Genomic DNA, 26,293 nt, shown 5'->3' with positions numbered 1-26,293 from the left:
TCTGCTTTGGCAATCTGATGCGCGAAAGCGGCGTGGTGGAGCGTCTGAGCGACACGGTACAGAACGGGCTGATTAATATCGTGACCATTTTCCTCGGGCTGTCGGTGGGCGCGAAGCTGGTCGCGGATAAGTTCCTGCAGCCGCAGACGCTGGGCATTCTGCTGCTGGGTGTGATTGCGTTCGGGATTGGGACGGCGGCCGGGGTGCTGATGGCGAAGCTGATGAACCTGTGCAGTAAGAACAAAATTAACCCGCTGATTGGCTCCGCCGGCGTGTCGGCAGTGCCGATGGCGGCACGCGTATCGAACAAAGTGGGCCTGGAATCAGACCCGCAGAACTTCCTGCTGATGCACGCGATGGGCCCGAACGTGGCCGGGGTGATTGGCTCGGCGATAGCCGCCGGGGTGATGCTGAAGTACGTGCTGGCAATGTAATCCAATCTAATCGGGAGCAGTGATTCTGTTCCCGCAAAATGAGGACACAGTAATGAGTGAAATGGTTGCGTTTCGGCAAGGTACATCCATGCCATCCAGAGAAACCATCTTGCATTATGTTGTTGAGACGGTGAGTCAGATAACTGAGCTTGAGCCAGCGCTGCATTTACTGCCGTGGTCTGGCGTCAACTCAGCAATATATGAGCAACGTTTTGCACAGTGTTACGACGAGGGGCTTTGTGCCGCACAGACGTCGGCACCGAATGTTCCGCAGGGGATTCTGCCATCAACCGATTGGGCTCAGGGTATCGGGTTACTCTGTTTTGCCGCAGGGTATATGAGCGCAGGCGAGCGGCCATTAACACACAATCAGTTATGCGATTTCGTCAAACAGGCGGCTGTTGGTTTATCGCCGATTGAGGGGGAGGCGGCGAGCGGTTTCTCGACGGTACGTAGTATTGCATTACCCGTATTCAGGCGATTACAACGCGATGGTCACGCGTCTCGGATCCTGCTGTTACAAACGTTGCTGCATCTGGTTGCCTGGAAAAGCGCATCGCAGTATGCGCGTCAACAGGCGCAACGACTGCTCTGGATGGGCGGCATTCTGGGGGAAGGGGGCGAGTCTGGCTTATTGGCACTCGATAAGGCGCTGCGTGAAGAAGCCGTCGGGGAGAAAAGTCTCCCCGCTCTGCTGATCTTCACGAGTTTCCTGGCGCATTTTCCGGCAGGGCCAGTCTTTATTGACTAGTCGTCGAACGACGCGGGCAAAAGCCGCGTCGTTTTAGTTCGACGCCGGGTATTCCTGCACCGTCACCTGGAACGTGAGCTGCTTATCATCCCGCATTACCACGACCGGAATGACGGAGCCCGGGCGGATTTCCGCCACCTGATCCATCGTCTCCAGCGCGGACACAGCGGGTTTATTATTGACCGAAATAATCAAATCATTAACCTGAATACCGGCAAGCGCGGCGGGGCCGTTTGGCGTCACTTCATTAACGACAATGCCCTGAATCGGGTCCATGCCGCTACCCTGCTGCGCGTGCAGCGGCGCGATTTCTCGTCCGCCAATACCGATATAGCCGCGAATCACGCGACCGTCGCGGATAAGCTTATCCATAATTTTCGTGGCTAGCTGGAAGGGAATCGCAAAACCAAGGCCTTCCGGTGTTTCGCCATCGTTACTCTTATCAAAAGAGAGGGTGTTGATCCCCATCAGTTCGCCTAACGAGTTGACCAGCGCGCCGCCGGAATTACCGTGGTTAATCGAGGCGTCGGTCTGGAGAAAATTCTGTCGCCCTGTTGGGTTCAGGCCGATACGACCCGTTGCGCTGATGATTCCCTGGGTGATGGTCTGTCCCAGATTATATGGGTTGCCGATAGCCAGTACGACGTCGCCAATATGCGGTGTACGCTTTGTATTAATCGGGATGGTAGGCAGCCCGCCAGTGGCGTTGATCTTCAGCACCGCCAGATCGGTAAGCGAATCGGAGCCCACCAGTAGCGCTTCAAAGACGCGGCCATCCTGTAGCGCGACGATAATCTGATCGGCATCGTTAATCACGTGCTTGTTGGTAATAATATAACCGCGTTGATCCATGATCACGCCGGAACCCAGCGTGCGGATCTCCAGTTGATTATGCGCGGTACTGTTCATACTGCGGTTATAGACGTTGACGACGGCAGGCGCGGCGCGGCGAACCGCAAAATTATAACTGGCTGGCGTCTCATCGGTACTGTCGAATTGCGGGACGGCGATAGGATTAATTTTGCGCAAAGAAGGCATGACGGCCAACAGAATAGCGCCGACAATTAAACCTATTGCGACCGAACGTAAGAGCTTCACAAACATGATGGAGGCGTCGTTAAAAAAGGGAACGGCAGCAGCATACCATGAGTTAACCGGACATCACATCGCAGGCTGATGCCCGATTTAAGACAGGATTAGCGCAGCAATAGATAAATGTTCTCGTTGCCGCGTACTACCTGAAGAGCAATGATGGACGGTTTTGCCGCCATCACTTTGCGCATTTCGGCGATAGAACTGATGCGATCGCGATTAACGCCGATGATAACATCATCTTTTTGCAAACCGGCCTGCGCGGCAGGACTGCTTTTTTCGACGCTATCAACCTTAACGCCTTTCGTCCCGTCTTTCAGCTGGCCGTCGCTCAACGTCGCGCCTTGCAACGCCGGGGCGATCATTTCGGCGCTGGCGGAAGAAGAGGTATTGGAATCCAGCGTGACTTCCACCTCCAGCGGCTTACCATCGCGCAGCAGGCCCAGCTTCACTTTCGTACCCGGTTCGGTGGTGGCGATACGTGAACGCAGTTCGGCAAAGCTATTCAGCGGCTTACCGTTAAGACTGATAATCACGTCTCCGGATTTCACCCCGGCCTTCGCCGAACCTGAATTGGGTAAAACCTCGCTGACAAAAGCGCCACGCTGAACGTTCAGTTTGAATGCCTTAGCGATATCAGCGGTCATTTCAGTGCCTTTAATTCCCAGCAATCCGCGTTTGATTTCGCCGAACTGAATCAACTGCTGCGCCAGCGTCTGCGCCATATTGGAAGGAATAGCAAAGCCAATGCCGATGCTCCCGCCCCCTGGCGCGAGGATCGCGGTATTAATCCCGATCAGCTCGCCGTTCAGGTTAAGCAGCGCGCCGCCGGAGTTGCCGCGGTTAATAGAGGCATCGGTTTGAATAAAGTTCTCAAGCCCTTCCAGATTAAGCCCGCTGCGTCCCAGCGCTGAAATAATCCCGGAGGTGGCGGTTTGCCCAAGGCCAAACGGATTACCGACTGCCACGGCGAAATCGCCGACGCGGAGTTTGTCGGAATCGGCGATGGCAATTTGCGTTAACTTGCTGGGATTCTGAATTTGTAACAGAGCGATATCGCTCTGGTCGTCGCCGCCGATCAGCTTCGCGTCGAATTCGCGTCCGTCATTCAGTTGAATGCTGATCTTCTGTGCCTGATTAATCACATGATTATTGGTTAATACATAGCCTTTCGCGGCATCGATAATCACCCCCGAACCGAGTCCTTCAAACGGCTGGGACGGCTGGTCTGGCAGATCCTCGCCAAAGAATTTTTTAAACTCCTCCGGCACTTTTTGGCTCTGGGCGGCGGTTCCCTCGACTTTTACGCTGACGACAGCAGGCAGCACTTTCTCCAGCATAGGGGCAAGGCTTGGCAGCGTCGCCTGGCCTGGCACCTGGCCTGGTATCGATGCAAGGGCTGGAAACGGCGCCGAAAGAGTTAACCCGACACTTAACGCTAATGCACTTAACAGCTGGGTGTGTTTTTTCATGGATGCTGCTCTCGTACCTTGAATGAACGGATAGACAATTCAAAACAGATTGATGTTATTGAATTTTCAGCCTGGTAACAATGATAATAGCTGGGACAGGAAAGATAGAGAGAGGGCGCAAGCGATGCGCCCGATAAATTTCTTAACGGCGTGCGATTAATCGCGCTTTGCGCCGCTACGTAACAGGCCAGACGCGCCTTCAGAATAATCACGTGGCATTTGTACTGGCGCCTGATCGTTGCTCGCCTCAGACTCCGCCAGACGGTTACGGAACGGATTCGACTCCGCAGACATTTCCGGCAGCAGGCTGCTGGAGCTTTTCGCCATATGCTGATACAGCTGGCGGTAATCATGCGCCATGGTATCCAGCAGTTCCGCGCTGCGGGCAAAGTGGCTAACCAGCTCTTCACGGTACTCTTCCAGCTCAGCTTTGTTTTTTTCCAGTTCGTACTGCAATGCCTGCTGTTGACGTAACTTACGATTACCAAAACGCATGGCCACGGCACCAATGATGATACCGACGACTAATCCAATTAGCGCATATTCCCAGGTCATGAACATCTCCCGTTGTCTTATGTTTCCGTAGGGTGTTGGCTCCAGGCTCCATGCCCGCGCCTGATTATGCCACTATAACCGCTAATTCCGTAGAAGTGGAATCCCGACAGCATATCGCGTAGTGTAGAACGGCCTTTTTTTCGTCAGCCGTGAACGACGGCACATCGATTTTCAAGGAATAACAATAACATTATGCAAAGCCTTTCCCCTACATCGCGTTATCTCCAGGCACTCAACGAAGGCACCCATCAGCCTGACGACGTACAGAAAGAGGCGGTCGACCGTCTGGAAACCCTTTATCAGGCGCTCACCGCGAAAAAATCGTCGGCTACGCCACCCGGCGGACTGATAGCGCGACTGGGGAAATTATTAGGCAAAAACGAACCGGACGCGCAAATACCGGTTCGCGGGCTGTATATGTGGGGGGGCGTGGGGCGCGGCAAAACCTGGCTCATGGATCTCTTCTACCACAGCCTGCCGGGCGAGCGAAAACTACGACTGCATTTTCATCGGTTTATGCTGCGCGTGCATGAAGAACTTACCGCGCTACAGGGACAGATCGATCCGTTAGACATTATTGCCGATCGGTTTAAAACCGAGACGGACGTACTGTGTTTCGATGAGTTTTTCGTCACCGATATTACCGACGCCATGCTGCTGGGCGGTTTAATGAAAGCGCTGTTTGCACGCGGCATCACGCTGGTCGCGACCTCCAATATTCCGCCGGATGAACTCTACCGCAACGGTTTGCAACGCGCCCGCTTCCTGCCGGCTATCGATGCCATTAAACAGCACTGCGACATTATGAATGTGGACGCCGGCGTCGATTACCGGCTGCGGACGCTGACGCAGGCCCATTTATGGCTAACGCCGCTTAATAATGAAACCCGGCGGCAAATGGATAAACTGTGGCTGGCGTTAGCGGGGGCCGCACGAGAACACGCTCCGACGCTGGAAATCAATCATCGCCCTTTATCCACCCTGGGCGTTGAAAACCAAACGTTAGCGGTCTCTTTCGCTACGCTGTGCGTCGAGGCCCGCAGCCAGCATGATTACATTGCGCTCTCAAGGTTATTTCACACGGTTTTGCTGTTTGACGTGCCGGTCATGACGCCGCTGATGGAGAACGAAGCGCGCCGCTTTATTGCGCTGGTGGATGAGTTTTACGAGCGCCACGTTAAGCTGGTGGTCAGCGCCGCCGCGCCGTTATATGAAATTTATCAGGGGGAGCGGCTCAAGTTTGAATTTCAGCGCTGTCTGTCGCGCCTGCAAGAGATGCAGAGTGCGGAGTACCTCAAGCGGGAGCATATGCCGTAAGCCGGACAAGCGCAGCGCCCCGGCATTATGCGGTATTATATCTGTGCAACCTCCCCGACCGAGGGTGAACCAGGCCTGAACAAAACCCGCGGCAAATCGCAAAAAGGGGTCGATCTTTGACCTGGACTTCTCTATAATCCTGCGACCCCACGTTACAAGAGAGTTTTTTCCCAAACTTTCTCTGTGCCGGCCAAACATATCCGAGGGGGTAGGTTTACCGGACTTTGTCGTGTGAACCTCAACTATTTAAACGTTTGGGTGTTCACCAACGTGTAACTTATTTATTTGGGTAAGCTTTTAATGAAAACTTTTACAGCTAAACCAGAAACCGTAAAACGCGACTGGTATGTTGTTGACGCGACCGGTAAAACTCTGGGCCGTCTGGCTACTGAACTGGCTCGTCGCCTGCGCGGTAAGCACAAAGCGGAATACACTCCGCACGTAGATACCGGTGATTACATCATCGTTCTGAACGCTGACAAAGTTACTGTAACCGGCAACAAGCGTACTGACAAAGTGTACTATCACCACACCGGCCACATCGGTGGTATCAAACAAGCGACCTTTGAAGAGATGATTGCCCGCCGTCCTGAGCGTGTGATTGAAATCGCGGTTAAAGGCATGCTGCCAAAAGGCCCGCTGGGTCGTGCTATGTTCCGTAAACTGAAAGTTTACGCGGGCAACGAGCACAACCACGCGGCACAGCAACCGCAAGTTCTTGACATCTAATCGGGATTATAGGCAATGGCTGAAAATCAATACTACGGCACTGGTCGCCGCAAAAGTTCCGCAGCTCGCGTTTTCATCAAACCGGGCAACGGTAAAATCGTTATCAACCAACGTTCTCTGGAACAGTACTTCGGTCGTGAAACTGCCCGCATGGTAGTTCGTCAGCCGCTGGAACTGGTCGACATGGTTGAGAAACTGGATCTGTACATCACTGTTAAAGGTGGTGGTATCTCTGGTCAGGCTGGTGCGATCCGTCACGGTATCACCCGCGCTCTGATGGAGTACGACGAGTCCCTGCGTGGCGAACTGCGTAAAGCTGGCTTCGTTACTCGTGACGCTCGTCAGGTTGAACGTAAGAAAGTCGGCCTGCGTAAAGCACGTCGTCGTCCGCAGTTCTCCAAACGTTAATTGTTTTCTGCTTCGGCAGACAACTGTTAGCGAAAAAACCCGCTTCGGCGGGTTTTTTTATGGCTAAAGTCCGAATCCAGTCTCTTTTCCTCCCTATCTTTAGCATTATTCTCATCTTATTCATCTTTCATGCACGCTCAGAGAAAAGGAAGTCACAGTGGGATTTTTTAACGCATTGTTTACTAAGAAAGAGTCGTTAATGCTGTCGAATAAATGGGAATTCTTTATAACAACGGTGGATGACCATGTTACGGGGATACGTGTGGATATCGGCGCCATTCAGGATGAAAAATTTGATCGCCTTATCCATACCGGGTTCTTACGTGTTCATTACACCAACTGTTATGAAAATGGTTTGCCGCAGCCCGATGAAACACAGCGTTTAAATCGTATAGAGGACTGGCTTGATGAAAAGGGGAAGACGTTTCCGATCTGGCTGGTGGGTGTGGTTACCCAACAAGGCTGGCGCGATTTTGTGTTCATGTCGGAAGAGGATCTTAACTGGGAAAAGACGCTGGATAAATTGCTCGCTGGTGGCCCGGAAATCTCTTTTAGTTATAGAGAGAGTCACAATGATAAAGGAAACTTTTACCGCCAGTTCTTGTATCCAACCCGATACGACTGGAACTGGATACACGATTCCCGTGTGTGCCGGGGATTACAGGAACAAGGTGATGATCTGACGCTTCCGCGCGCTATTGATTATTATGCGACATTGCCTACAGAGGTCGCCGCGCGCGACCTGGCGCAAGATATTGCTGCATTACCGTATGGCATAACGCTGGTCAGTATTCGAATGAATGACCCGCAACAGGGGTTTATGGCGTCTTTTATCAGCACCGATGCTCCGCAACAATGGCATATGACAGAAATCACTTGCCAGCTTACCGATCTGGCTGAAAAACATGGCGGCAGTTTTGATGGCTGGGGCGCACCGGTAGTACAGGCATAACAGGCGAAAGACAATATCTCAGGTGGGGCGAGCATTTCAGACCAGGAATATCTCTTTTTCCTCATTTCCAGAATCGACTCACCACAAAGGTCACAAAATCTGGTAAACTATCATCCAATTTTCTGCCCAAATAGCGGGGAATGTTCATTTTTTGTCTCGTTTCTGAGCAATGATGGCTTTTTTCGCCCTGGGTGACATAACATCTGGCTGGTCACATTGTGACTGGTAGCAGTAAAAATTCTGAATATACCTGGAGGTTTTCATGGCTGTCGCTGCCAACAAACGTTCGGTAATGACGCTGTTTTCTGGTCCTACTGACATCTATAGCCATCAGGTCCGCATTGTGTTGGCTGAAAAGGGTGTTAGTTTTGAGATCGAACATGTGGAAAAGGACAATCCACCTCAGGATCTGATTGACCTCAACCCGAATCAAAGCGTTCCGACACTGGTGGATCGTGAGCTGACCCTGTGGGAATCTCGCATCATTATGGAATATCTGGATGAGCGTTTCCCTCATCCGCCGCTGATGCCGGTTTATCCGGTCGCGCGCGGTGAAAGCCGTCTGTACATGCACCGTATTGAAAAAGACTGGTATACGCTGATGAACGTCATCGTAAACGGGTCTGCTTCCGAGGCCGACTCTGCGCGTAAACAACTGCGTGAAGAGCTGCTGGCGATTGCGCCGGTATTTGGTCAGAAACCGTATTTCCTGAGCGACGAATTCAGCCTGGTTGATTGCTACCTGGCGCCTCTCTTGTGGCGTTTACCGCAGTTGGGTATTGAATTCAGCGGCGCAGGGGCGAAAGAGCTGAAAGGCTATATGACCCGCGTCTTTGAACGTGATTCTTTCCTGGCTTCTTTAACCGAAGCTGAACGTGAAATGCGCCTCGGTCGGGGTTAACCTGTATGGATTTGTCACAGTTGACGCCGCGTCGTCCCTATCTGTTGCGTGCTTTCTACGAGTGGTTGCTGGATAACCAGTTGACTCCGCATCTGGTGGTGGATGTGATGCTGCCTGGCGTGCATGTCCCTATGGAATATGCGCGCGATGGGCAAATCGTCCTCAATATTGCGCCGCGGGCGGTAGGTAATCTGGAGCTGTCTAATGATGAAGTGCGTTTTAATGCGCGCTTCGGCGGCGTTCCCCGTCAGGTTTCTGTGCCTTTGGCTGCGGTGCTGGCGATTTACGCCCGTGAAAACGGCGCAGGCACCATGTTTGAGCCTGAAGCCGCCTATGATGAAGACGTTGTCAGCTTAAATGATGATGACAATACCGCAGGCGCGGAAAGCGAGACCGTGATGTCCGTCATTGATGGCGATAAGCCCGACCACGATGACGACAGTAGTCCTGATGACGAGCCGCCTCCGCCGCGTGGCGGACGTCCGGCACTGCGCGTAGTAAAATAATCAACAGGCCCTGAAGGGCCTGTTTTGTTTGGCCTCCTCGCGGGTTCACCCTGCTTTTGAAGCTGTGTTACGATAAGCTTGCTATTATTTGCCACCGACCACTCATGAATGGACGTTATGAACGCATTTGATTCGCAAGCAGAAGATTCACCGACATCCCTCGGGCGTAGTTTGCGCCGCCGCCCGCTGGCGCGTAAAAAACTGTCTGAAATGGTTGAGGAAGAGCTGGAGCAGATGATCCGCCGTCATGAGTTTGGCGAGGGAGAACAGCTACCGTCTGAACGTGAATTAATGGCCTTCTTCAATGTGGGACGTCCCTCCGTGCGTGAAGCGTTAGCTGCGCTGAAGCGTAAAGGTCTGGTGCAAATCAATAACGGCGAACGCGCCCGCGTCTCGCGCCCCTCTGCTGATACCATCATCAGCGAACTGTCGGGTATGGCGAAAGATTTTCTTACTCATCCTGGCGGCATCGCTCACTTTGAACAGCTACGGCTTTTCTTTGAATCCAGCCTGGTACGCTATGCGGCGGAACATGCCACCGACGAGCAGATCGCGTTGTTAACGAAAGCGCTGGAAATTAATAGCCAGTCGCTGGATGACAACGCGCTGTTTATTCGTTCGGATGTCGAGTTTCACCGGGTGTTGGCTGAAATTCCCGGCAATCCGATCTTTATGGCTATTCATGTTGCTCTGCTGGACTGGCTAATCGCCGCTCGCCCAAGCGTTCCCGATCGTGAGCTGCATGAACATAATAACGTGAGTTATCAACAGCATATTGTGATTGTTGATGCCATTCGCCAGCGAGATCCCGATAAAGCGGATCGCGCTCTGCAAACCCACCTCAATAGCGTTTCCGCTACCTGGCACGCACTCGGTAAAAAAAGTCAAAAAATGCGGTAGCGATCGCACCTCCGATCCCGGTTTAGTGAAGCAGATCGCACTATAAGCGTTCTGTATTATTTGCTGCTTATTTGATCTGGTATAACAGGTATAAAGGTAGGTAGTTAATATATTCATCATCCGTAGAGGTAGGTATGGCAAAAGCATTGCAAGGCGTAATGGCGGCGTTGTTGACCCCATTTGATCATCAGCAGCAACTGGATAGCGAAAGCCTGCGCCGTCTGGTGCGTTTTAACATCGGGCAGGGTATCGACGGGCTGTACGTTGGCGGTTCCACCGGGGAAGCATTTGTACAGAGCCTTGCTGAAAGAGAGCAGGTACTGGAGATTGTCGCCGAAGAGGCGAAGGGAAAAATCACGTTGATCGCCCATGTCGGGACAGTAAGCACCGCAGAAAGCCAGCAGCTTGCCAGCGCCGCAAAGCGTTACGGTTTTGATGCGGTCTCTGCGGTGACGCCTTTTTATTACCCTTTCAGTTTTGAAGAGCACTGTGACCATTATCGGGCAATCATTGATTCCGCAGATGGATTGCCGATGGTGGTATACAACATTCCGGCGTTAAGCGGTGTAAAACTTACCCTCGATCAGATCAATACGCTGGTGACCTTACCGGGCGTGAGCGCGCTGAAGCAAACCTCTGGCGATCTCTTCCAGATGGAGCAGATCCGCCGCGCGCATCCGGATCTGGTGCTGTACAACGGTTATGACGAAATCTTCGCTTCCGGCCTGCTGGCGGGCGCGGACGGCGGTATCGGCAGCACATACAACATTATGGGCTGGCGTTATCAGGGGATTGTTCAGGCATTACGTGAGGGCGATGTGGCGAAAGCGCAGCGTCTGCAAACCGAGTGCAATAAGGTTATTGATTTACTGATTAAAACCGGCGTATTCCGCGGCCTGAAAACGGTCCTGCATTATATGGACGTGGTATCGGTGCCGCTGTGTCGTAAACCGTTCGCGCCTGTTGATGAAAAATACCTGCCGGCGCTCAAGGCGCTGGCTCAACAACTGATGGAAGAAAAGGCGTAACAGCATAATGCCGGGGGCGCTACGCTTGCCCGGCCTACAACAGTGTGAGCGGTAGGCCGGATAAGGCGGAGCCGCCATTCGGCATAACGACAACAAAAATCGTCGGGAGAGTAAAATGAGTACTTCTACCCAAAACATCCCGTGGTATCGCCATCTCAACCGGGCGCAGTGGCGGGCATTTTCCGCTGCCTGGCTGGGATATCTGCTTGATGGTTTTGATTTTGTGTTGATTGCTCTTGTACTGACTGAGGTACAAAGCGAATTTGGGCTGACGACGGTACAGGCGGCAAGCCTGATTTCTGCGGCTTTTATCTCTCGCTGGTTCGGCGGGTTATTACTGGGCGCGATGGGCGATCGCTATGGGCGTCGTCTGGCGATGGTCAGCAGCATCATTCTGTTTTCGGTGGGAACCCTGGCCTGCGGGTTTGCGCCCGGTTACACCACCATGTTCATCGCCCGACTGGTGATTGGTATGGGCATGGCGGGCGAATATGGTTCCAGCGCGACCTATGTGATTGAAAGCTGGCCAAAACATTTACGCAATAAAGCCAGCGGTTTTCTGATTTCCGGCTTCTCCGTCGGCGCGGTCGTTGCCGCGCAGGTGTACAGCCTGGTGGTGCCTGTCTGGGGCTGGCGCGCGCTGTTTTTCATTGGCATTTTGCCAATTATCTTCGCTCTCTGGCTGCGAAAAAACATTCCGGAAGCGGAAGACTGGAAAGAGAAACACGCGGGTAAAGCGCCGGTACGTACGATGGTCGACATTCTTTATCGGGGCGAACATCGCATCATCAACATTTTAATGACTTTCGCCGCCGCCGCTGCGCTGTGGTTCTGTTTTGCCGGTAACCTACAAAATGCTGCGATTGTGGCGGGGCTGGGACTACTGTGCGCGGTTATCTTTATCAGCTTTATGGTGCAGAGCAGCGGTAAACGCTGGCCCACTGGCGTCATGCTGATGCTGGTGGTACTGTTTGCTTTCCTCTATTCCTGGCCGATTCAGGCGCTATTACCCACTTATCTGAAAACCGAGCTGGCCTACGATCCGCATACGGTGGCGAATGTCCTGTTCTTTAGCGGATTTGGCGCGGCGGTTGGTTGCTGCGTAGGCGGTTTTCTTGGCGACTGGCTGGGAACGCGTAAAGCATATGTCTGTAGCCTGCTGGCCTCGCAAATCCTCATTATTCCGGTCTTTGCGATTGGCGGCACAAACGTCTGGGTTCTGGGTCTGCTACTGTTTTTCCAACAGATGTTGGGGCAGGGGATTGCCGGGATTCTACCGAAACTGATCGGCGGTTACTTCGATACCGATCAGCGCGCGGCGGGGCTGGGCTTTACTTATAACGTCGGCGCGCTCGGCGGCGCGCTGGCGCCGATCCTGGGAGCGCTGATCGCTCAACGTCTGGATTTGGGCACTGCGCTGGCATCGCTCTCTTTCAGCCTGACGTTTGTCGTGATCCTGCTTATTGGGCTTGATATGCCGTCTCGCGTACAGCGTTGGCTACGTCCGGAAGCGTTACGCACCCACGATGCTATTGACGACAAACCGTTCAGCGGAGCCGTACCGCTTGGCAGTGGTAAAGGTGCCTTTGTAAAAACGAAAAGTTAATCCGCTTGCCCGGTTTTCAACCGGGCAATATTTGTAAGGGAGTAGTATGTCGTTACTTGAACAACTGGATAAAAATATTGCCGCTTCTGGCGGCCTGATTGTCTCCTGCCAGCCCGTTCCGGGCAGTCCGCTGGATAAGCCGGAGATTGTAGCGGCAATGGCGTTGGCGGCGGAACAGGCGGGCGCGGTTGCGGTGCGTATTGAAGGCATAGACAACCTGCGTATGACCCGCTCGCTCGTTTCGGTACCCATTATCGGCATTATCAAACGCGATCTGGACGACTCTCCAGTGCGCATTACCCCTTTTCTCGACGATGTAGATGCGCTGGCGCAGGCCGGCGCAGCTATTATCGCCGTTGATGGAACCGCTCGGCAACGGCCGGTAGCCGTTGAGGCGTTGTTGGCGCGCATTCATCACCACCATCTACTGGCGATGGCCGACTGCTCATCCGTGGACGATGGTCTCGCCTGTCAACGGTTGGGCGCGGACATTATCGGCACGACAATGTCCGGCTACACCACCCCCGATACGCCGGAGGAACCCGATCTGCCCTTAGTCAAAGCGTTGCATGACGCCGGATGCCGGGTAATAGCCGAAGGGCGCTATAACTCGCCAGCACTGGCGGCGGAGGCGATCCGCTATGGCGCATGGGCGGTGACGGTGGGGTCCGCCATTACCCGTCTGGAACATATCTGTGGATGGTATAACGACGCATTAAAAAAGGCGGCGTCATGACTACGTTAGCAATTGATATTGGCGGGACTAAACTTGCCGCCGCGCTCATCGACAAAAACTTGCGCATTAGCCAGCGTCGCGAGCTACCGACCCCCGCGAGCAAAACGCCGGATGCGTTACGTGAAGCATTAAAGGCGCTGGTTGAACCACTACGGGCAGAGGCGCGTCAGGTAGCGATAGCTTCTACCGGGATCATTCAGGAAGGGATGCTGCTGGCGCTAAACCCCCATAATCTGGGCGGCTTGCTACACTTTCCGTTAGTACAAACACTGGAAACGATCGCTGGCCTGCCGACGCTGGCGGTGAACGACGCGCAGGCGGCGGCCTGGGCGGAGTATCACGCGCTCCCTGATGATATCCGCGATATGGTATTTATCACCGTTTCAACCGGCGTTGGCGGCGGCGTTGTCTGCGACGGCAAGCTCCTTACCGGAAAAGGCGGTCTGGCCGGGCACCTGGGACACACCCTGGCGGACCCACACGGGCCCGTATGCGGCTGTGGACGCGTTGGCTGCGTAGAGGCCATCGCCTCTGGACGAGGGATGGCCGCGGCGGCGCGGGACGATCTGGCGGGATGCGACGCCAAAACCCTATTTATTCGCGCTGGCGAAGGTCATCAGCAGGCGCGACATCTGGTAAGCCAATCCGCGCAGGTAATAGCGCGAATGATCGCCGATGTGAAAGCGACTACCGACTGCCAGTGTGTGGTCATTGGCGGCAGCGTAGGGTTAGCTGAGGGATACCTGGAGCAGGTTCGCGCGTTTTTGATGCAAGAGCCTGCGCCTTATCACGTGGCGCTGAGCGCCGCTCGCTATCGGCATGACGCAGGATTATTAGGCGCTGCGTTGTTAGCTCAAGGAGACACATTATGATGATGGGGGAAGTACAGTCGTTGCCTTCTTGCGGGTTGCATCCGCGACTGCTGGATGCCTTGACTCTCGCGCTGGCGGCAAGGCCGCAGGAGAAAGCACCGGGGCGCTATGAATTGCAGGGCGACAATATCTTTATGAATGTAATGCAGTTAACGACGCAAATGCCGGCCGAGAAGAAAGCGGAATTGCATGAACAATACATTGATATTCAGCTACTACTAACCGGCATCGAGCGTATTGCGTTTGGGATGTCCGGTGCCGCTCGCCAGTGCGAGGAGATGCATGTTGAAGAGGATTACCAGCTTTGTAGTCAAATTGCCGACGAGCAGACTATTACGCTGCAAGCGGGGATGTTTGCTGTGTTTATGCCGGGAGAACCGCATAAACCGGGATGTGCAGTGGGTGAGCCAGATGACATCAAAAAAGTGGTAGTGAAAGTACGCGCCAGCCTGCTGGCGGCCTGAATCTCTTGCCGGAGCAGTCTTCCGAACGCAGCCCCTTACGGGGCTGCGTGGTGAATGTGCCGGAGAGCGCGGGTATGACGGGTTAACGCTTAAACGTCACGGCTTCCGGCTGGGTCAGGTGCAGCGTCGTCTGGCTCGGCACCGTCTCGGCAATCACCCGCCCGTGGCGAATCGAGTAACGGGCAGGCGTCTGGCGACGTACCGCATCGAATCCATTCTCAGCGGGTAAGATAACCAGATTCGCGGCATGGCCGACACTCAGACCGTAGTCCTGTAAATGCAGGGTTTTTGCGCTGTAGGTAGTGATCAGATTTAACCCGTCGTTGATTTGCCCATACCCCATCAACTGGCAAACGTGTAACCCCATATGCAGCACCTGCAGCATATTGGCGGTGCCTAATGGATACCACGGATCGAAGACGTCATCATGGCCAAAGCAGACGTTGATCCCCGCTTCCAGCATCTCTTTCACCCGCGTGACGCCACGACGTTTCGGGTAAGTGTCAAACCGCCCTTGCAGATGAATATTCACCAGCGGGTTGGCGACGAAGTTAATCCCCGACATTTTCAACAGGCGGAACAGGCGTGACGCATACGCGCCGTTGTACGAGTGCATAGCCGTGGTGTGGCTGGCGGTCACGCGCGCCCCCATGCCATCACGATGCGCCAGCGCCGCGACCGTTTCGACAAAGCGAGACTGCTCGTCATCAATTTCGTCGCAGTGCACATCGATCAAGCGATCGTATTTCTGCGCCAGGGCGAAGATTTTGTGCAGCGATTCAACGCCATATTCGCGCGTGAACTCAAAGTGCGGAATGGCGCCAATAACGTCAGCGCCCAAACGCACGGCTTCCTCTAACAGCGCTTCACCGTTGGGATAAGACAGAATACCTTCTTGCGGAAAGGCGACGATTTGTAGGTCTACCCACGGCGCAACCTCTTGCTTCACTTCCAGCATGGCTTTCAGCGCGGTGAGCGTAGGATCTGAAACGTCAACGTGAGTACGAACGTACTGGATGCCGTTAGCCATCTGCCATTTCAGGGTCTGCATCGCGCGCGCTTTCACATCTTCATGCGTGAGCATTGCTTTACGTTCTGCCCAGCGCTCAATCCCTTCAAACAGTGTGCCGGACTGGTTCCAGCTCGGTTCACCCGCCGTTTGCGTGGTATCCAGGTGGATATGTGGCTCAACAAATGGTGGAATAGCCAGACCGCCTTCGGCATCAAGCACTTCGCCCTGCGGTAACGATGCGGCTTCCTGAGGCTCAATCCGGCTAAAGCGCCCGTTTTCAATCGTAATCTGCCATAATCCTTCGTGTCCCTGCAGACGCGCCTGACGAATGGTGATGTTATTGTTCTGCATGGCTGACCTCTGGTGATTTAGCAAGGCTGCGGTTGAAAAGTGGATTCAGCAGGATATAGCTGAAGACGCCGCCGAGTACGGCGTTGACGGGCACAATACCAGGAACATAATGTCCGGCGGCGATGCCCAGCGCGACGGAAAGAATAGCAATCCAGTTAACGGGAATAAAGCGCACGGTGTTGAAGTCGGCATAGCGGCGACGGTTCAACAGATAGTCGGCAATAATCACTCCGCCAATCGGTGGGATGGCAGATGACAGGAACGTCAGCCAGCCGACAAAATTATTGTAAAGCCACAGCGCGCACACGGTACCGATAATCCCGTTCACCACCGACAGCGTACGGCTGGAAAGACCGGTAATATTGGCGAAGCCCAGACCCGATGCGTACAGCGCGTTATCGTTGGTGGTCCAGATATTCAGGCCAAGCACCACAATCGCGGGCAGCAGCAGCCCCTGCGCTATCATCACGTCAGAGATATCCGCCTGACCGACGGCGGCAGCGCCTGCCGCGCCAAAGATAAACATCAGCGAGTTGCCGAGGAAAAAAGCGACCATCGCAATCAATACGGCGCTTTTGGCATGACGCCCGAAGCGGACGAAGTCGGCGGTCAATGTACCGGCGCTGACAAACGAGCCCACCACCAGCGCCAGCGCGCTGGAAAAATCCAGCGGCGTCTGCGGCACTATCGTTTTTAAATGCTCCAGCCCACCCACGCCGCTGACCGCCAGCCAGACGGAGTAGCTGCCCAGAATAACGATCGCGGGTACGGCAATGATAGACAAAATGGTCAACGCCGAGATGCCGAAAAAAATGGTCAGGGTCATCAGCAGACCCGAAACGGCAATCAGGATATTGGCATCAATGCCCGTCGCTTTACTGACCGGAATAGCGAACATCGCTACGCCAACGCCAAACCAGCCTACCTGTGTGCCGCCAAGCAGCAAGGAGGGAAGCCATGAGCCTTTAACGCCAAAGGAGTAACGTGCAAGGAGGTGGGTGGAGAGTCCGGTTTTTGCGCCGATGTAGCCAAGAAATGCAGTGTAGATACCGAGGAGGAGATTACCGAAGAAAACTGCGAGGAAGAAATCATTATAAGAAAGACCGGTGCCGAGTGTCCCTCCGGTCCACATACTGGCGGAAAAAAACGTTAAACCCAACATGACAAACGTCAGTGGAATCACGCCCTTCCGCGCCGCCAGAGGGACGGGGCCCTGGCTATAATTGTTGTCCTGCGACACAACGCCTCCATGAATTTTGCCCAAAAAATCCGCCGCATAATATACAGTTCTCAGAATAAAGCAAACGTTTTCGTATGATATTTTTTTGATAATTATTCATGGAATTAATGGTTCGCTAGTTTTTCTCCGTTGTCAGTGAACCACCGCGTGTGAGTTGAGTTTCCAGCATGGTTTGCGAACGAATAAGTTCGTCTGTGAGTAATTTTTCGTCGGGCAACTGCACTTTGTATTCGCTCGCCATGATGGTGTTTGGCAGGCCAGTCAGCGCGTAATGCGCTTCCCCCGCGCCTTTCCCTGCGCACAAAACCAGGCCGACTGGCGGGTTTTCTCCGGGCATTGTCCAGTGCTCTTTGGCATAGTTCAGGTACATATTCATCTGCCCGGCATCCGCATAACCGAATTTGCCTACCTTCAGGTCAACGAGCAACAGGCAGCGCAAGCGACGATGGAAGAACAGCAGATCGACGCGGAACCAGCTATCGTCTATGCGTAGTCGGCGTTGGCGGCCAACAAAAGCAAAATCGTCACCGAGCTCCAGCATAAAGTCCATCAGGTGGCTGAGCAGCGCGTCTTCGAGATCTGATTCGGAATACTCGTCCTTCAGGTTAAGAAATTCCAGAATGAACGGGTCGCGTATGGCTTGCTCCGGCAAAACGTTTGGCTCGGCGGGTGCAGGCTGCTGCAACATGGCGGATTTGTCGTGGGACAGTAGCGTTCGTTCGTAAAATTGAGTGGCGATTTGCCTGTCGAGCTGCCGTACGGACCAGCCGTTACGTAGCGTCTCTTTCTCGTAAAAAGTGCGGGCATCGGGATTTTTTACCGACAAGAGGCGGACATACGCCGACCAGGGAAGAGGGAATGTTTTGGCGAGCGGTATGAGATTTGAAGATTCCGCAGACAGTGTCTGCGGAGTTTCAATATGTTGAAAACAAAGATAAAATGTACGAATTTGCCATAGGTTTCTGGTGGAAAAACCGCGCTTATAGCGCTGACTTAAATCTACCGATAATCGTTCGATAAGCTGAGTACCATAGGCCGCTCGCGCTTCTCCTCCCTGTTCAAATTCGACAATGCGTCGGCCAATTTCCCAGTAGGTGGCAGTCATAATGGCATTGATGCTGCGCACGGTCTCGGTACGTGCCGTATCGACCAGACGAATAATACCGTCATGGATTTGCTGATATTCATCAGACTGTGGCGCTAAAGTTGGATTCGTCATGTCATCCCTTACGTGATAGTTTCATTGTGAAATTAGAACGCTATCAATACGCTTCAGGCGTAAACGGATCAATCCATGAACGGATTTTACATGGCATTACATCTCGATTTACGAGCGGGTTTCCAGAATCGGCAGGAGAGATATTGAGGAGAGGCATATCGGCTCCCCAGCCATCAGCACAAGGCATCAACCGGGGAGCCGAAAGGGTTACACTTCGAGGTAGTTCATAATCCCGTCAGCCGCTTTACGGCCTTCGGCAATCGCCGTCACCACCAGATCGGAACCGCGCACGATGTCGCCACCGGCGAAGATTTTCGGGTTGCTGGTCTGGAAAGCATTATCGCTGCGTTCCGGCGCGATAATTCGTCCCTGCGAGTCCAGTTCCACGCTGTGTTTCGCCAGCCATTCCATGCTGTGTGGACGAAAACCAAACGCCATCACCACCGCATCAGCCGGAACCACATGCTCGGAACCGGCGACGATCTCCGCCCGTCGACGGCCTTGGGCATCCGGTTCGCCCATTTCAGTGCGCACCATTTTTACGCCGCTCACTTTGCCGTTGGCATTGACTTCAATGCCCAGCGGTTGAACGTTAAACTGAAACTCGACACCTTCCTCGCGCGCGTTCTTCACTTCGCGTCTGGAGCCCGGCATGTTCTCTTCATCACGACGATAAGCACAGGTTACGTGCGTTGCACCCTGACGAATGGAGGTACGTACGCAGTCCATTGCGGTATCGCCGCCGCCCAGCACCACCACGCGCTTTCCTTCCATGCTGACATATGGTTCGTCGCTGGTTTCGCCAAACCCCATGATCTGCTTCGTATTGGCGATCAGGAACGGCAGAGCGTCGAAAACCCCGTCCGCATCTTCATTTTCCAGCCCGCCGCGCATCGACTGATAGGTGCCGACGCCAAGGAATACCGCATCGTAATCTTTCAGCAGATCTTCAAGCTGTACATCACGACCCACTTCGGTATTAAGTTTGAACTCAATACCCATGCCGGTGAAGATCTCACGGCGGCGGGTCATGACTTCTTTCTCCAGCTTGAAGGCCGGGATACCGAAGGTCAGCAGACCACCGATTTCCGGATGGCGATCAAAGACCACCGCCTTCACGCCGTTGCGGGTCAGCACGTCGGCGCACGCCAGCCCTGCCGGACCTGCGCCGATAATCGCTACCCGTTTGTCCGTCTGGCGCACGCCGGTCATATCCGGGCGCCAGCCCATTTCGAACGCTTTATCGTTGATATAGCGCTCAATGTTACCGATGGTCACTGCGCCGAACTCATCGTGCAGCGTACAGGAGCCTTCGCACAGGCGGTCCTGCGGGCAGACGCGGCCACACACTTCCGGCAGGGTGTTGGTCTGGTGCGATAGCTCAGCCGCCTCAAAAATACGCCCTTCGTTAGCCAGTTTCAGCCAGTTCGGGATGTAGTTATGTACCGGACATTTCCACTCGCAGTAGGGGTTCCCGCAGGACAAACAGCGATCCGCCTGGGCTTTAGCCTGACCTTCAGAAAACGGTTCGTAGATTTCAACAAACTCGATCTTACGGATCTTCAGCGGTTTCTTCGGCGGATCAACGCGCTGCAGGTCGATAAATTGATAAACATTCTGGCTCATTTCAATTCCTTACTGCGCCTGCACGCGCAATTCTGCCGCACTACGACTACGGTGGCCCAACAGGGCTTTGACATCGCTGGACTTGGGCTTAACTAACGCGAATTGGGTTGAGAAGCTTGACCACCTGGACAGGATCTCTTCGCCGCGTTGCGAACCAGTATGTTGCACGTGCTCGGTGATCAGGCCGCGCAGATGCTCTTCGTGGATAGCCAGCGAATCAACGTCCAGTACTTCTACCAGTTCCGGGTTCACGCGTTTACGGAATTCGCCATCTTCGTCCAGCACATAGGCGAAGCCGCCGGTCATCCCCGCGCCGAAGTTAACGCCGGTTTTACCCAACACGCAGACGATGCCGCCGGTCATGTATTCACAGCCGTTGTCGCCGATGCCCTCTACTACGGTAATCGCCCCGGAGTTACGCACGCCGAAACGTTCGCCCGCGCGGCCCGCCGCGTACAGACGGCCACCGGTCGCTCCATACAGGCAGGTGTTGCCGATAATGCTGGCTTTATGGCTGAGGAAGGCGGAACCTACCGGTGGTCTGATGGCGATCAAACCACCTGCCATACCTTTACCGACATAGTCGTTGGCATCGCCAGTCAGATATAACTCCACGCCGCCCGCGTTCCACACGCCAAAGCTCTGGCCTGCGGTACCGCTGAAGTGCGCTTTAATCGGATCGGAAGCCAGCCCCTGATCGCCGTGGGTCTGTGCGATGTAGCCGGAAAGCGACGCGCCGACGGAACGATCGGTGTTGCGGATGTCGAACCAGAAGGTTTTGCTCTGGCGCGCATCGACAAACGGCTTCGCCTGCTGCAACAGTTGCGCATTCAGCACGCCGTTATCAAACGGCGGGTTATTCTCGGTGCAGTACAGCGCTTTACCCGGATGAGGTTCAGCGGTTTCCAGTAGACGAGACAGCGCCAGCTTCTGCTGTTTAGCGGTGAAGCCCTCCAGCTCTTTCAGCAGGTCGGTGCGGCCAATCAAATCCACCAGGCGGGTCACGCCAAGCGAAGCCATCAGCTCGCGCACTTCGCGGGCGATAAATTCAAAGTAGTTGGTCACTTTGAACGGCAGGCCGTGATAGTGGTTCTTACGCAGTTTTTCATCCTGCGTCGCCACGCCGGTTGCGCAGTTGTTCAGATGGCAAATGCGCAGGTATTTACAGCCCAGCGCCACCATCGGGCCGGTGCCGAAGCCGAAACTTTCCGCACCGAGAATCGCCGCTTTAATGATGTCGACGCCGGTTTTCAGACCGCCGTCCACCTGCAAACGAATCTTGTGACGCAGACCGTTGGCGACCAGCGCCTGCTGGGTTTCAACAAGTCCGAGTTCCCACGGACAGCCCGCATATTTCACCGAAGAGAGCGGGCTGGCGCCGGTACCGCCGTCGTAACCGGCGATAGTAATCAGATCCGCATAGGCTTTCGCCACGCCGGTCGCGATGGTGCCGACGCCCGGTTCGGACACCAGCTTCACGGAGATCATCGCCTTCGGGTTGACCTGTTTGAGGTCGAAAATGAGCTGCGCTAAGTCCTCGATAGAGTAAATATCGTGGTGCGGCGGCGGGGAGATCAGCGTCACGCCCGGCACTGAATAACGCAGTTTAGCGATATACGGAGTGACTTTATCCCCCGGCAACTGACCGCCTTCGCCCGGTTTCGCGCCCTGCGCGACTTTAATCTGAATCACATCGGCATTGACCAGGTACGCTGGCGTCACGCCAAAACGGCCGGAAGCCACCTGCTTGATACGCGACACTTTATTGGTGCCGTAGCGCGCCGGGTCTTCGCCGCCTTCGCCGGAGTTGGAGTTGCCGCCGAGGCTGTTCATCGCTTCCGCCAGCGCTTCGTGCGCTTCCGGACTTAATGCGCCGATAGACATGGCTGCGGTATCAAAGCGTTTAAACAGCTCACTGGCAGGCTCAACCTCGTCGATAGTCACCGCCTCGCCGTCTGGATGTATCGCCAGCAGATCGCGCAGCGTTGCCGCCGGACGCTCATTGACCAGTTTGGCGTATTCCTGATAATCGCTGTATTCGCCGCTCTGTACCGCCTGTTGCAGGGTACGCACGACATCCGGGTTATAGGCGTGATATTCGCCGCCGTGGACGTACTTCAGCAGGCCGCCCGGGCTAATGGGTTTGCGCGCCAGCCAGGCGCGTTTGGAGAGATTCAGCAGATCCTGCTGGAAGTCATCAAAGCTTGCGCCGCCGATACGGCTGACCACGCCCTGGAAGCACAGGTTTACCACATCATCGTGCAGTCCGACCGCTTCAAACAGTTTGGAGCAGCGGTAAGAGGCAATGGTCGAAATGCCCATTTTGGACATAATCTTGTACAGCCCCTTGTTGATGCCGTTACGGTAGTTCTGCATCACGGTACGGTAGTTTTTGGCGATGGCCTGGGTATCAATCAGACGCCCCAGCGTTTCGTAGGCCAGGTACGGATAGATGGCCGTTGCGCCAAAGCCGAGCAGTACCGCAAAGTGATGCGGATCGCGGGCGCTTCCGGTTTCTACGATGATGTTGGCGTCGCAGCGCAGGCTTTGTTCTACCAGACGAGTCTGTACCGCGCCCACCGCCATCGGCGCGGGGACCGGCAGGCGATTCTTACCGATATTGCGATCCGAGAGGACCAGCAGCACGGTGCCGTTACGCACCATCTGTTCCGCTTTATCGCACAGCGCTTTAACCGTCGCGTCCAGTGTGGTTTCGGTGACATCAAAGGTAATATCAAGCCAGTCGGCGCGGTAGTGATGCTCGCTCATGGTGGTGAGCTGTTTGAAATCGGAGTACAGCAGAATTGGCGATTTAAAACTCAGGCGATGGGCCTGACCTTCCGCTTCGCAGAAGACGTTCATTTCGCGACCGATGCTGGTGGCGAGCGACATGACGTGCGCTTCACGCAGCGGGTCGATAGGCGGGTTAGTGACCTGCGCGAACTGCTGGCGGAAGTAGTCGTAAATAATACGCGGCTGGCTGGAGAGCACGGCAAAGGGGGTATCGTCGCCCATTGAACCGACGGCTTCCTGGCCGTTTTCGCCCAACACGCGGATAACCGAGTCCAGCTCTTCGGCGCTGTAGTTAAACTGTTTTTGATAGCTGGCGAGCAGGTCATCGTCCAGTTCGCGGCTACCGACTTCTTCATCAGGCAGCTCTTCAAACGGCACCAGACGGCGAACATTCTTTTCCATCCACGCTTTATACGGATGGCGGCTTTTCAGATCGTCATCGGTTTCCGCGGAATGCAGAATACGTCCGCCGCGGGTGTCGATCACCATCAGCTCGCCTGGGCCAACGCGGCCTTTTTCGACCACTTCATCCGGCTGATAGTCCCAGATACCGACTTCGGAGGCGCAGGTAATCAGCTTATCTTTGGTAATGACATAGCGTGCCGGGCGCAGGCCGTTACGGTCAAGGTTACAGGCGGCGAAGCGCCCGTCGGACATCACGATGCCTGCCGGCCCGTCCCACGGCTCCATATGCATGGAGTTAAAGTCAAAGAAGGCGCGCAGATCCTGGTCCATATCGGGGTTGTTCTGCCAGGCGGGCGGCACCAACAGGCGCATGGCGCGGATAATGTCCATCCCGCCTGCCAGCAGCAGTTCCAGCATGTTGTCCAGCGAGCTGGAATCCGAACCGGTTTCGTTAACAAACGGCGCAGCGGACTGTAAATCCGGGATCAGCGGCGTCTGGAATTTATAGGTACGGGCGCGCGCCCACTGGCGGTTGCCGGTGATGGTGTTAATCTCGCCGTTATGCGCCAGGTAGCGGAACGGCTGCGCCAGCGGCCAACGCGGCACGGTGTTAGTGGAAAAGCGCTGGTGGAACAGACAGATGGCCGATTCCAGACGCAGATCCGCAAGATCCAGGTAGAAGCGCGGCAGATCCGCCGGCATACACAGACCTTTATAAATGTTGACCAGGTTCGACAGGCTGCATACGTAGAAATCTTTGTCGTTCTGCAGGCGTTTTTCAATGCGTCGGCGGGCGATAAACAGACGGCGCTCCATATCGCGCGGACGCCAGCCCGCCGGAGCGTTGACAAAAATCTGCTCAATACGCGGCAGGGAGGAGAGGGCGATTTCACCGAGCACGCCTTCATTGGTTGGCACATCGCGCCAGCCGACAATCGACAGGGTTTCCTGCTGTAATTCTTCTTCGACAATATGGCGTGACGCGGCGGCCAGTTCAGGATCTTTATTCAAAAAGATCATCCCGACGGCGTAGTTTTTGGCTAAGCGCCAGCCGCGCTCTTCGGCCACGATGCGAAAGAAACGGTCAGGTTTTTGTAACAGCAAGCCGCAACCGTCGCCGGTTTTACCGTCGGCAAGGATCGCGCCACGGTGCTGCATCCGGGCCAGCGCGTGTATGGCGGTACGCACTACCTTGTGGCTAGGTTCGCCTTCTATGTGGGCGATCAGGCCGAAACCACAGTTATCCTTCTCAAGGGATTTATCGTACAACATATCAGTGAACCTCCCCAGGCTCTACGGGACGCTCTCCCAACCGACGGCGCGCGGGCACAGCAAGAGCATGGCGACGGGGCTGGCGCATCATACGCTTACCTCGCATTCGCCCTCTTTGTGTCCTTTGCGCATTGGTAAATACGGTTAAGAGGGAATCTCAATTACTGCATAAATATGATGAGCAGACGGCTCATCCAGAAAGCTTCCAGCGGATCCCCAACTTATCGGGAATCCACACCCAGGTCAAATGGCAAACTGATTTATGCAAAAGTGTGCTGTAGCACAGATAACTTTTTGAATCTGTTGAAATTAAAAGGTTTTTTATAGAAGGGCTGCTAATACGGAGCGGCAGAAAGCCTGTGATCTGTCTCACTATAAGAGCCGCTCGCCAGGCATTATCTGACCTTGCTTTTTCAAAAATATTGGCATTTTATGCTGTTTTAAGCGTGAGAAGTATTGAATGCTACTGTTTTTATCGATGACCCAGCAAACGCTGAAAAAAGAGGGGAATATCAGGAAAAATCATCAGCGGGATTATGAATGAAATATCGTTTATTTTGCTTTATTATGCAATGGATAAAAGCCTTCCGGGACGATTGATCCAGGTCATCGCCAAAGGAGACTAAAAATGGCAGGCTTTGGCCTCTTTTTAAGAGGCGGTCTATCAGATTATGCAGTTACAGAAATTAGTCAATATGTTTGGTGGGGATCTTTTACGTCGGTATGGGCAAAAGGTTCATAAGCTGACGCTTCATGGCGGTTTTAGCTGCCCTAACCGCGACGGCACCATCGGGCGTGGCGGTTGCGCCTTCTGTAATGTCGCCTCTTTTGCCGATGAGGCGCAGCAGCATCATTCGATTGCCGAGCAGCTTGCGCATCAGGCGTATCTGGTGAACCGCGCTAAACGCTATCTGGCCTATTTCCAGGCCTACACCAGCACCTTTGCAGAAGTGCAGGTGCTGCGTTCCATGTATCAACAGGCGGTCAGCCAGGCCAGTATCGTCGGGTTATGCGTCGGTACGCGTCCGGATTGTGTCCCGCAGGCAGTAGTAGATTTACTGTGTGAATATAAAGATCAAGGCTACGAGGTGTGGCTGGAACTGGGATTGCAAACCGCGCACGATAAAACCCTGCGCCGAATTAACCGCGGGCATGACTTCGCCTGCTATCAGCGTACCACCCGGATTGCCCGGGAGCGCGGGCTGAAAGTGTGCGCGCATCTGATTGTGGGGCTGCCGGGCGAAGGGCAGGCAGAATGCCTGCAAACCATGGAGCGTGTGGTGGAGACGGGCGTTGACGGTATTAAACTGCATCCGCTGCATATTGTGAAAGGCAGTACGATGGCCAAAGCCTGGGAAGCGGGGCGGCTGAACGGCATCGAACTGGACGACTACACGCTAACGGCAGGTGAGATGATTCGTCATACGCCGCCGGAGGTGATTTATCACCGAATTTCAGCCAGCGCTCGCCGTCCGACGCTGCTTGCCCCGCTGTGGTGCGAGAATCGCTGGACGGGGATGGTTGAGCTGGACAAATACCTGAATGAGCATGGCGTACAGGGCTCTGCGCTGGCCCGTCCCTGGATACCACCTGTAGCGTAGCGTGATGAGGGGCGCTACGCATATTTCGCACAATATTCAACGCGGTTCCCA

Annotated in this window: 23 protein-coding genes; 15 read left to right on the top strand and 8 right to left on the bottom strand. The window is 54.5% G+C overall.

What is annotated here, in order from left to right:
* Both J4650_RS21810 and J4650_RS21805 read left to right on the top strand, forming a co-directional pair.
* The coding region (locus tag J4650_RS21810) for a sodium ion-translocating decarboxylase subunit beta (RefSeq protein WP_139070941.1) at positions 1-434 on the top strand (434 nt) is incomplete at its 5' end.
* Positions 435-453: 19 nt separating this feature from the next.
* Positions 454-1,185 carry a triphosphoribosyl-dephospho-CoA synthase gene (locus tag J4650_RS21805; RefSeq protein ID WP_023994008.1) on the top strand — a complete coding sequence of 244 codons (732 nt, stop codon included), beginning with the start codon at positions 454-456 and terminating at the stop codon, positions 1,183-1,185.
* 33 nt (positions 1,186-1,218) lie between these two features.
* Here J4650_RS21805 and degS read toward each other — a convergent pair whose 3' ends face one another.
* The 3 genes from degS to zapG all read right to left on the bottom strand — a co-directional run bounded on the left by degS (position 1,219) and on the right by zapG (position 4,304).
* Entirely contained in the window at positions 1,219-2,289 is a 1,071-nt protein-coding gene (degS, locus tag J4650_RS21800; RefSeq protein WP_000497705.1) for an outer membrane-stress sensor serine endopeptidase DegS, read from the bottom strand.
* A gap of 92 nt (positions 2,290-2,381) precedes the next feature.
* Positions 2,382-3,749 (bottom strand): serine endoprotease DegQ, encoded by a 1,368-nt coding sequence (degQ, locus tag J4650_RS21795; protein ID WP_000716690.1) that lies wholly within the window; start codon positions 3,747-3,749, stop codon positions 2,382-2,384.
* 156 nt (positions 3,750-3,905) lie between these two features.
* Positions 3,906-4,304, bottom strand: a complete 399-nt coding sequence (gene zapG, locus J4650_RS21790; protein WP_001519074.1) for a Z-ring associated protein ZapG — start codon at positions 4,302-4,304, stop codon at positions 3,906-3,908.
* Positions 4,305-4,496: 192 nt separating this feature from the next.
* Here zapG and zapE point away from each other — a divergent pair, with 192 nt between their 5' ends.
* The 12 genes from zapE to nanQ all read left to right on the top strand — a co-directional run bounded on the left by zapE (position 4,497) and on the right by nanQ (position 14,723).
* Entirely contained in the window at positions 4,497-5,621 is a 1,125-nt protein-coding gene (gene zapE / locus J4650_RS21785; RefSeq protein WP_001191223.1) for a cell division protein ZapE, read from the top strand.
* A 300-nt stretch (positions 5,622-5,921) separates the two neighbouring features.
* Positions 5,922-6,350 (top strand): 50S ribosomal protein L13, encoded by a 429-nt coding sequence (gene rplM, locus J4650_RS21780; RefSeq protein ID WP_124234977.1) that lies wholly within the window; start codon positions 5,922-5,924, stop codon positions 6,348-6,350.
* 15 nt (positions 6,351-6,365) lie between these two features.
* Positions 6,366-6,758, top strand: a complete 393-nt coding sequence (rpsI, locus tag J4650_RS21775; RefSeq protein WP_000829815.1) for a 30S ribosomal protein S9 — start codon at positions 6,366-6,368, stop codon at positions 6,756-6,758.
* Positions 6,759-6,957: 199 nt separating this feature from the next.
* Entirely contained in the window at positions 6,958-7,710 is a 753-nt protein-coding gene (locus tag J4650_RS21770) for a DUF695 domain-containing protein (RefSeq protein WP_000950539.1), read from the top strand.
* Positions 7,711-7,972: 262 nt separating this feature from the next.
* The gene (gene sspA / locus J4650_RS21765) at positions 7,973-8,611 is read left to right on the top strand and encodes a stringent starvation protein SspA (protein ID WP_000257298.1); all 639 of its coding nucleotides are present in this window, start codon (positions 7,973-7,975) and stop codon (positions 8,609-8,611) included.
* 5 nt (positions 8,612-8,616) lie between these two features.
* A complete protein-coding gene (gene sspB, locus J4650_RS21760) occupies positions 8,617-9,117 on the top strand; it encodes a ClpXP protease specificity-enhancing factor (protein ID WP_000366112.1) in 501 nt (166 codons plus the stop codon).
* A 108-nt stretch (positions 9,118-9,225) separates the two neighbouring features.
* A complete protein-coding gene (gene nanR / locus J4650_RS21755) occupies positions 9,226-10,017 on the top strand; it encodes a transcriptional regulator NanR (protein WP_000382926.1) in 792 nt (263 codons plus the stop codon).
* Between the two features lie 134 nt (positions 10,018-10,151).
* Positions 10,152-11,045, top strand: a complete 894-nt coding sequence (gene nanA / locus J4650_RS21750; protein WP_001029667.1) for an N-acetylneuraminate lyase — start codon at positions 10,152-10,154, stop codon at positions 11,043-11,045.
* A gap of 115 nt (positions 11,046-11,160) precedes the next feature.
* Positions 11,161-12,651, top strand: coding sequence for a sialic acid transporter NanT (nanT, locus tag J4650_RS21745; RefSeq protein WP_000108071.1), 1,491 nt, complete (start codon positions 11,161-11,163; stop codon positions 12,649-12,651).
* A gap of 46 nt (positions 12,652-12,697) precedes the next feature.
* A complete protein-coding gene (locus J4650_RS21740) occupies positions 12,698-13,387 on the top strand; it encodes an N-acetylmannosamine-6-phosphate 2-epimerase (RefSeq protein WP_000054439.1) in 690 nt (229 codons plus the stop codon).
* The gene (gene nanK / locus J4650_RS21735; RefSeq protein WP_000208970.1) at positions 13,384-14,259 is read left to right on the top strand and encodes an N-acetylmannosamine kinase; all 876 of its coding nucleotides are present in this window, start codon (positions 13,384-13,386) and stop codon (positions 14,257-14,259) included. Before J4650_RS21740 ends, nanK begins: the two co-directional genes overlap by 4 nt.
* Positions 14,256-14,723, top strand: coding sequence for an N-acetylneuraminate anomerase (nanQ, locus tag J4650_RS21730; RefSeq protein WP_023994009.1), 468 nt, complete (start codon positions 14,256-14,258; stop codon positions 14,721-14,723). The genes nanK and nanQ overlap by 4 nt, the downstream gene beginning before the upstream one ends.
* An 82-nt stretch (positions 14,724-14,805) precedes the next feature.
* Here the strand turns inward: nanQ and J4650_RS21725 are convergent, their stop codons facing one another.
* The 5 genes from J4650_RS21725 to gltB form a co-directional block, all read right to left on the bottom strand.
* On the bottom strand, positions 14,806-16,086 hold the full coding sequence (locus J4650_RS21725; RefSeq protein WP_020899291.1) for a cytosine deaminase: 1,281 nt from the start codon (positions 16,084-16,086) through the stop codon (positions 14,806-14,808).
* A complete protein-coding gene (gene codB, locus J4650_RS21720) occupies positions 16,073-17,326 on the bottom strand; it encodes a cytosine permease (RefSeq protein ID WP_000076257.1) in 1,254 nt (417 codons plus the stop codon). Before codB ends, J4650_RS21725 begins: the two co-directional genes overlap by 14 nt.
* 115 nt (positions 17,327-17,441) lie before the next feature.
* Positions 17,442-18,545: a PDDEXK nuclease domain-containing protein gene (locus tag J4650_RS21715; protein ID WP_023994010.1), complete on the bottom strand. Its 1,104-nt coding sequence runs from the start codon at positions 18,543-18,545 to the stop codon at positions 17,442-17,444.
* Between the two features lie 207 nt (positions 18,546-18,752).
* Positions 18,753-20,171 (bottom strand): glutamate synthase subunit GltD, encoded by a 1,419-nt coding sequence (gene gltD, locus J4650_RS21710; RefSeq protein ID WP_000081637.1) that lies wholly within the window; start codon positions 20,169-20,171, stop codon positions 18,753-18,755.
* 9 nt (positions 20,172-20,180) lie between these two features.
* Positions 20,181-24,641: a glutamate synthase large subunit gene (gene gltB / locus J4650_RS21705; RefSeq protein WP_023165834.1), complete on the bottom strand. Its 4,461-nt coding sequence runs from the start codon at positions 24,639-24,641 to the stop codon at positions 20,181-20,183.
* A 671-nt stretch (positions 24,642-25,312) separates the two neighbouring features.
* Here gltB and J4650_RS21700 point away from each other — a divergent pair.
* On the top strand, positions 25,313-26,242 hold the full coding sequence (locus tag J4650_RS21700; protein WP_023994011.1) for a TIGR01212 family radical SAM protein: 930 nt from the start codon (positions 25,313-25,315) through the stop codon (positions 26,240-26,242).
* Positions 26,243-26,293: the final 51 nt, after the last annotated feature.

Origin of the sequence: Salmonella sp. 32120201201600049SM, from assembly GCF_017572835.1 — a bacterium.
GTDB lineage: Bacteria > Pseudomonadota > Gammaproteobacteria > Enterobacterales > Enterobacteriaceae > Salmonella > Salmonella enterica.
Note: the sequence above shows the minus strand (reverse complement) of the source record. Positions and strands in the feature narration are given on the sequence as shown.

Excerpts from the sequence above, each read along its gene's own strand:
- degS (WP_000497705.1), bottom strand. The coding sequence starts at position 2,289 with ATGTTTGTGAAGCTCTTACGTTCGGTCGCAATAGGTTTAATTGTCGGC.
- degQ (WP_000716690.1), bottom strand. The coding sequence starts at position 3,749 with ATGAAAAAACACACCCAGCTGTTAAGTGCATTAGCGTTAAGTGTCGGG.
- zapG (WP_001519074.1), bottom strand. The coding sequence starts at position 4,304 with ATGACCTGGGAATATGCGCTAATTGGATTAGTCGTCGGTATCATCATT.
- zapE (WP_001191223.1), top strand. The coding sequence starts at position 4,497 with ATGCAAAGCCTTTCCCCTACATCGCGTTATCTCCAGGCACTCAACGAA.
- rplM (WP_124234977.1), top strand. The coding sequence starts at position 5,922 with ATGAAAACTTTTACAGCTAAACCAGAAACCGTAAAACGCGACTGGTAT.
- rpsI (WP_000829815.1), top strand. The coding sequence starts at position 6,366 with ATGGCTGAAAATCAATACTACGGCACTGGTCGCCGCAAAAGTTCCGCA.
- J4650_RS21770 (WP_000950539.1), top strand. The coding sequence starts at position 6,958 with ATGCTGTCGAATAAATGGGAATTCTTTATAACAACGGTGGATGACCAT.
- sspA (WP_000257298.1), top strand. The coding sequence starts at position 7,973 with ATGGCTGTCGCTGCCAACAAACGTTCGGTAATGACGCTGTTTTCTGGT.
- sspB (WP_000366112.1), top strand. The coding sequence starts at position 8,617 with ATGGATTTGTCACAGTTGACGCCGCGTCGTCCCTATCTGTTGCGTGCT.
- nanR (WP_000382926.1), top strand. The coding sequence starts at position 9,226 with ATGGACGTTATGAACGCATTTGATTCGCAAGCAGAAGATTCACCGACA.
- nanA (WP_001029667.1), top strand. The coding sequence starts at position 10,152 with ATGGCAAAAGCATTGCAAGGCGTAATGGCGGCGTTGTTGACCCCATTT.
- nanT (WP_000108071.1), top strand. The coding sequence starts at position 11,161 with ATGAGTACTTCTACCCAAAACATCCCGTGGTATCGCCATCTCAACCGG.
- J4650_RS21740 (WP_000054439.1), top strand. The coding sequence starts at position 12,698 with ATGTCGTTACTTGAACAACTGGATAAAAATATTGCCGCTTCTGGCGGC.
- nanK (WP_000208970.1), top strand. The coding sequence starts at position 13,384 with ATGACTACGTTAGCAATTGATATTGGCGGGACTAAACTTGCCGCCGCG.
- nanQ (WP_023994009.1), top strand. The coding sequence starts at position 14,256 with ATGATGATGGGGGAAGTACAGTCGTTGCCTTCTTGCGGGTTGCATCCG.
- J4650_RS21725 (WP_020899291.1), bottom strand. The coding sequence starts at position 16,086 with ATGCAGAACAATAACATCACCATTCGTCAGGCGCGTCTGCAGGGACAC.
- J4650_RS21715 (WP_023994010.1), bottom strand. The coding sequence starts at position 18,545 with ATGACGAATCCAACTTTAGCGCCACAGTCTGATGAATATCAGCAAATC.
- gltD (WP_000081637.1), bottom strand. The coding sequence starts at position 20,171 with ATGAGCCAGAATGTTTATCAATTTATCGACCTGCAGCGCGTTGATCCG.
- gltB (WP_023165834.1), bottom strand. The coding sequence starts at position 24,641 with ATGTTGTACGATAAATCCCTTGAGAAGGATAACTGTGGTTTCGGCCTG.
- J4650_RS21700 (WP_023994011.1), top strand. The coding sequence starts at position 25,313 with ATGCAGTTACAGAAATTAGTCAATATGTTTGGTGGGGATCTTTTACGT.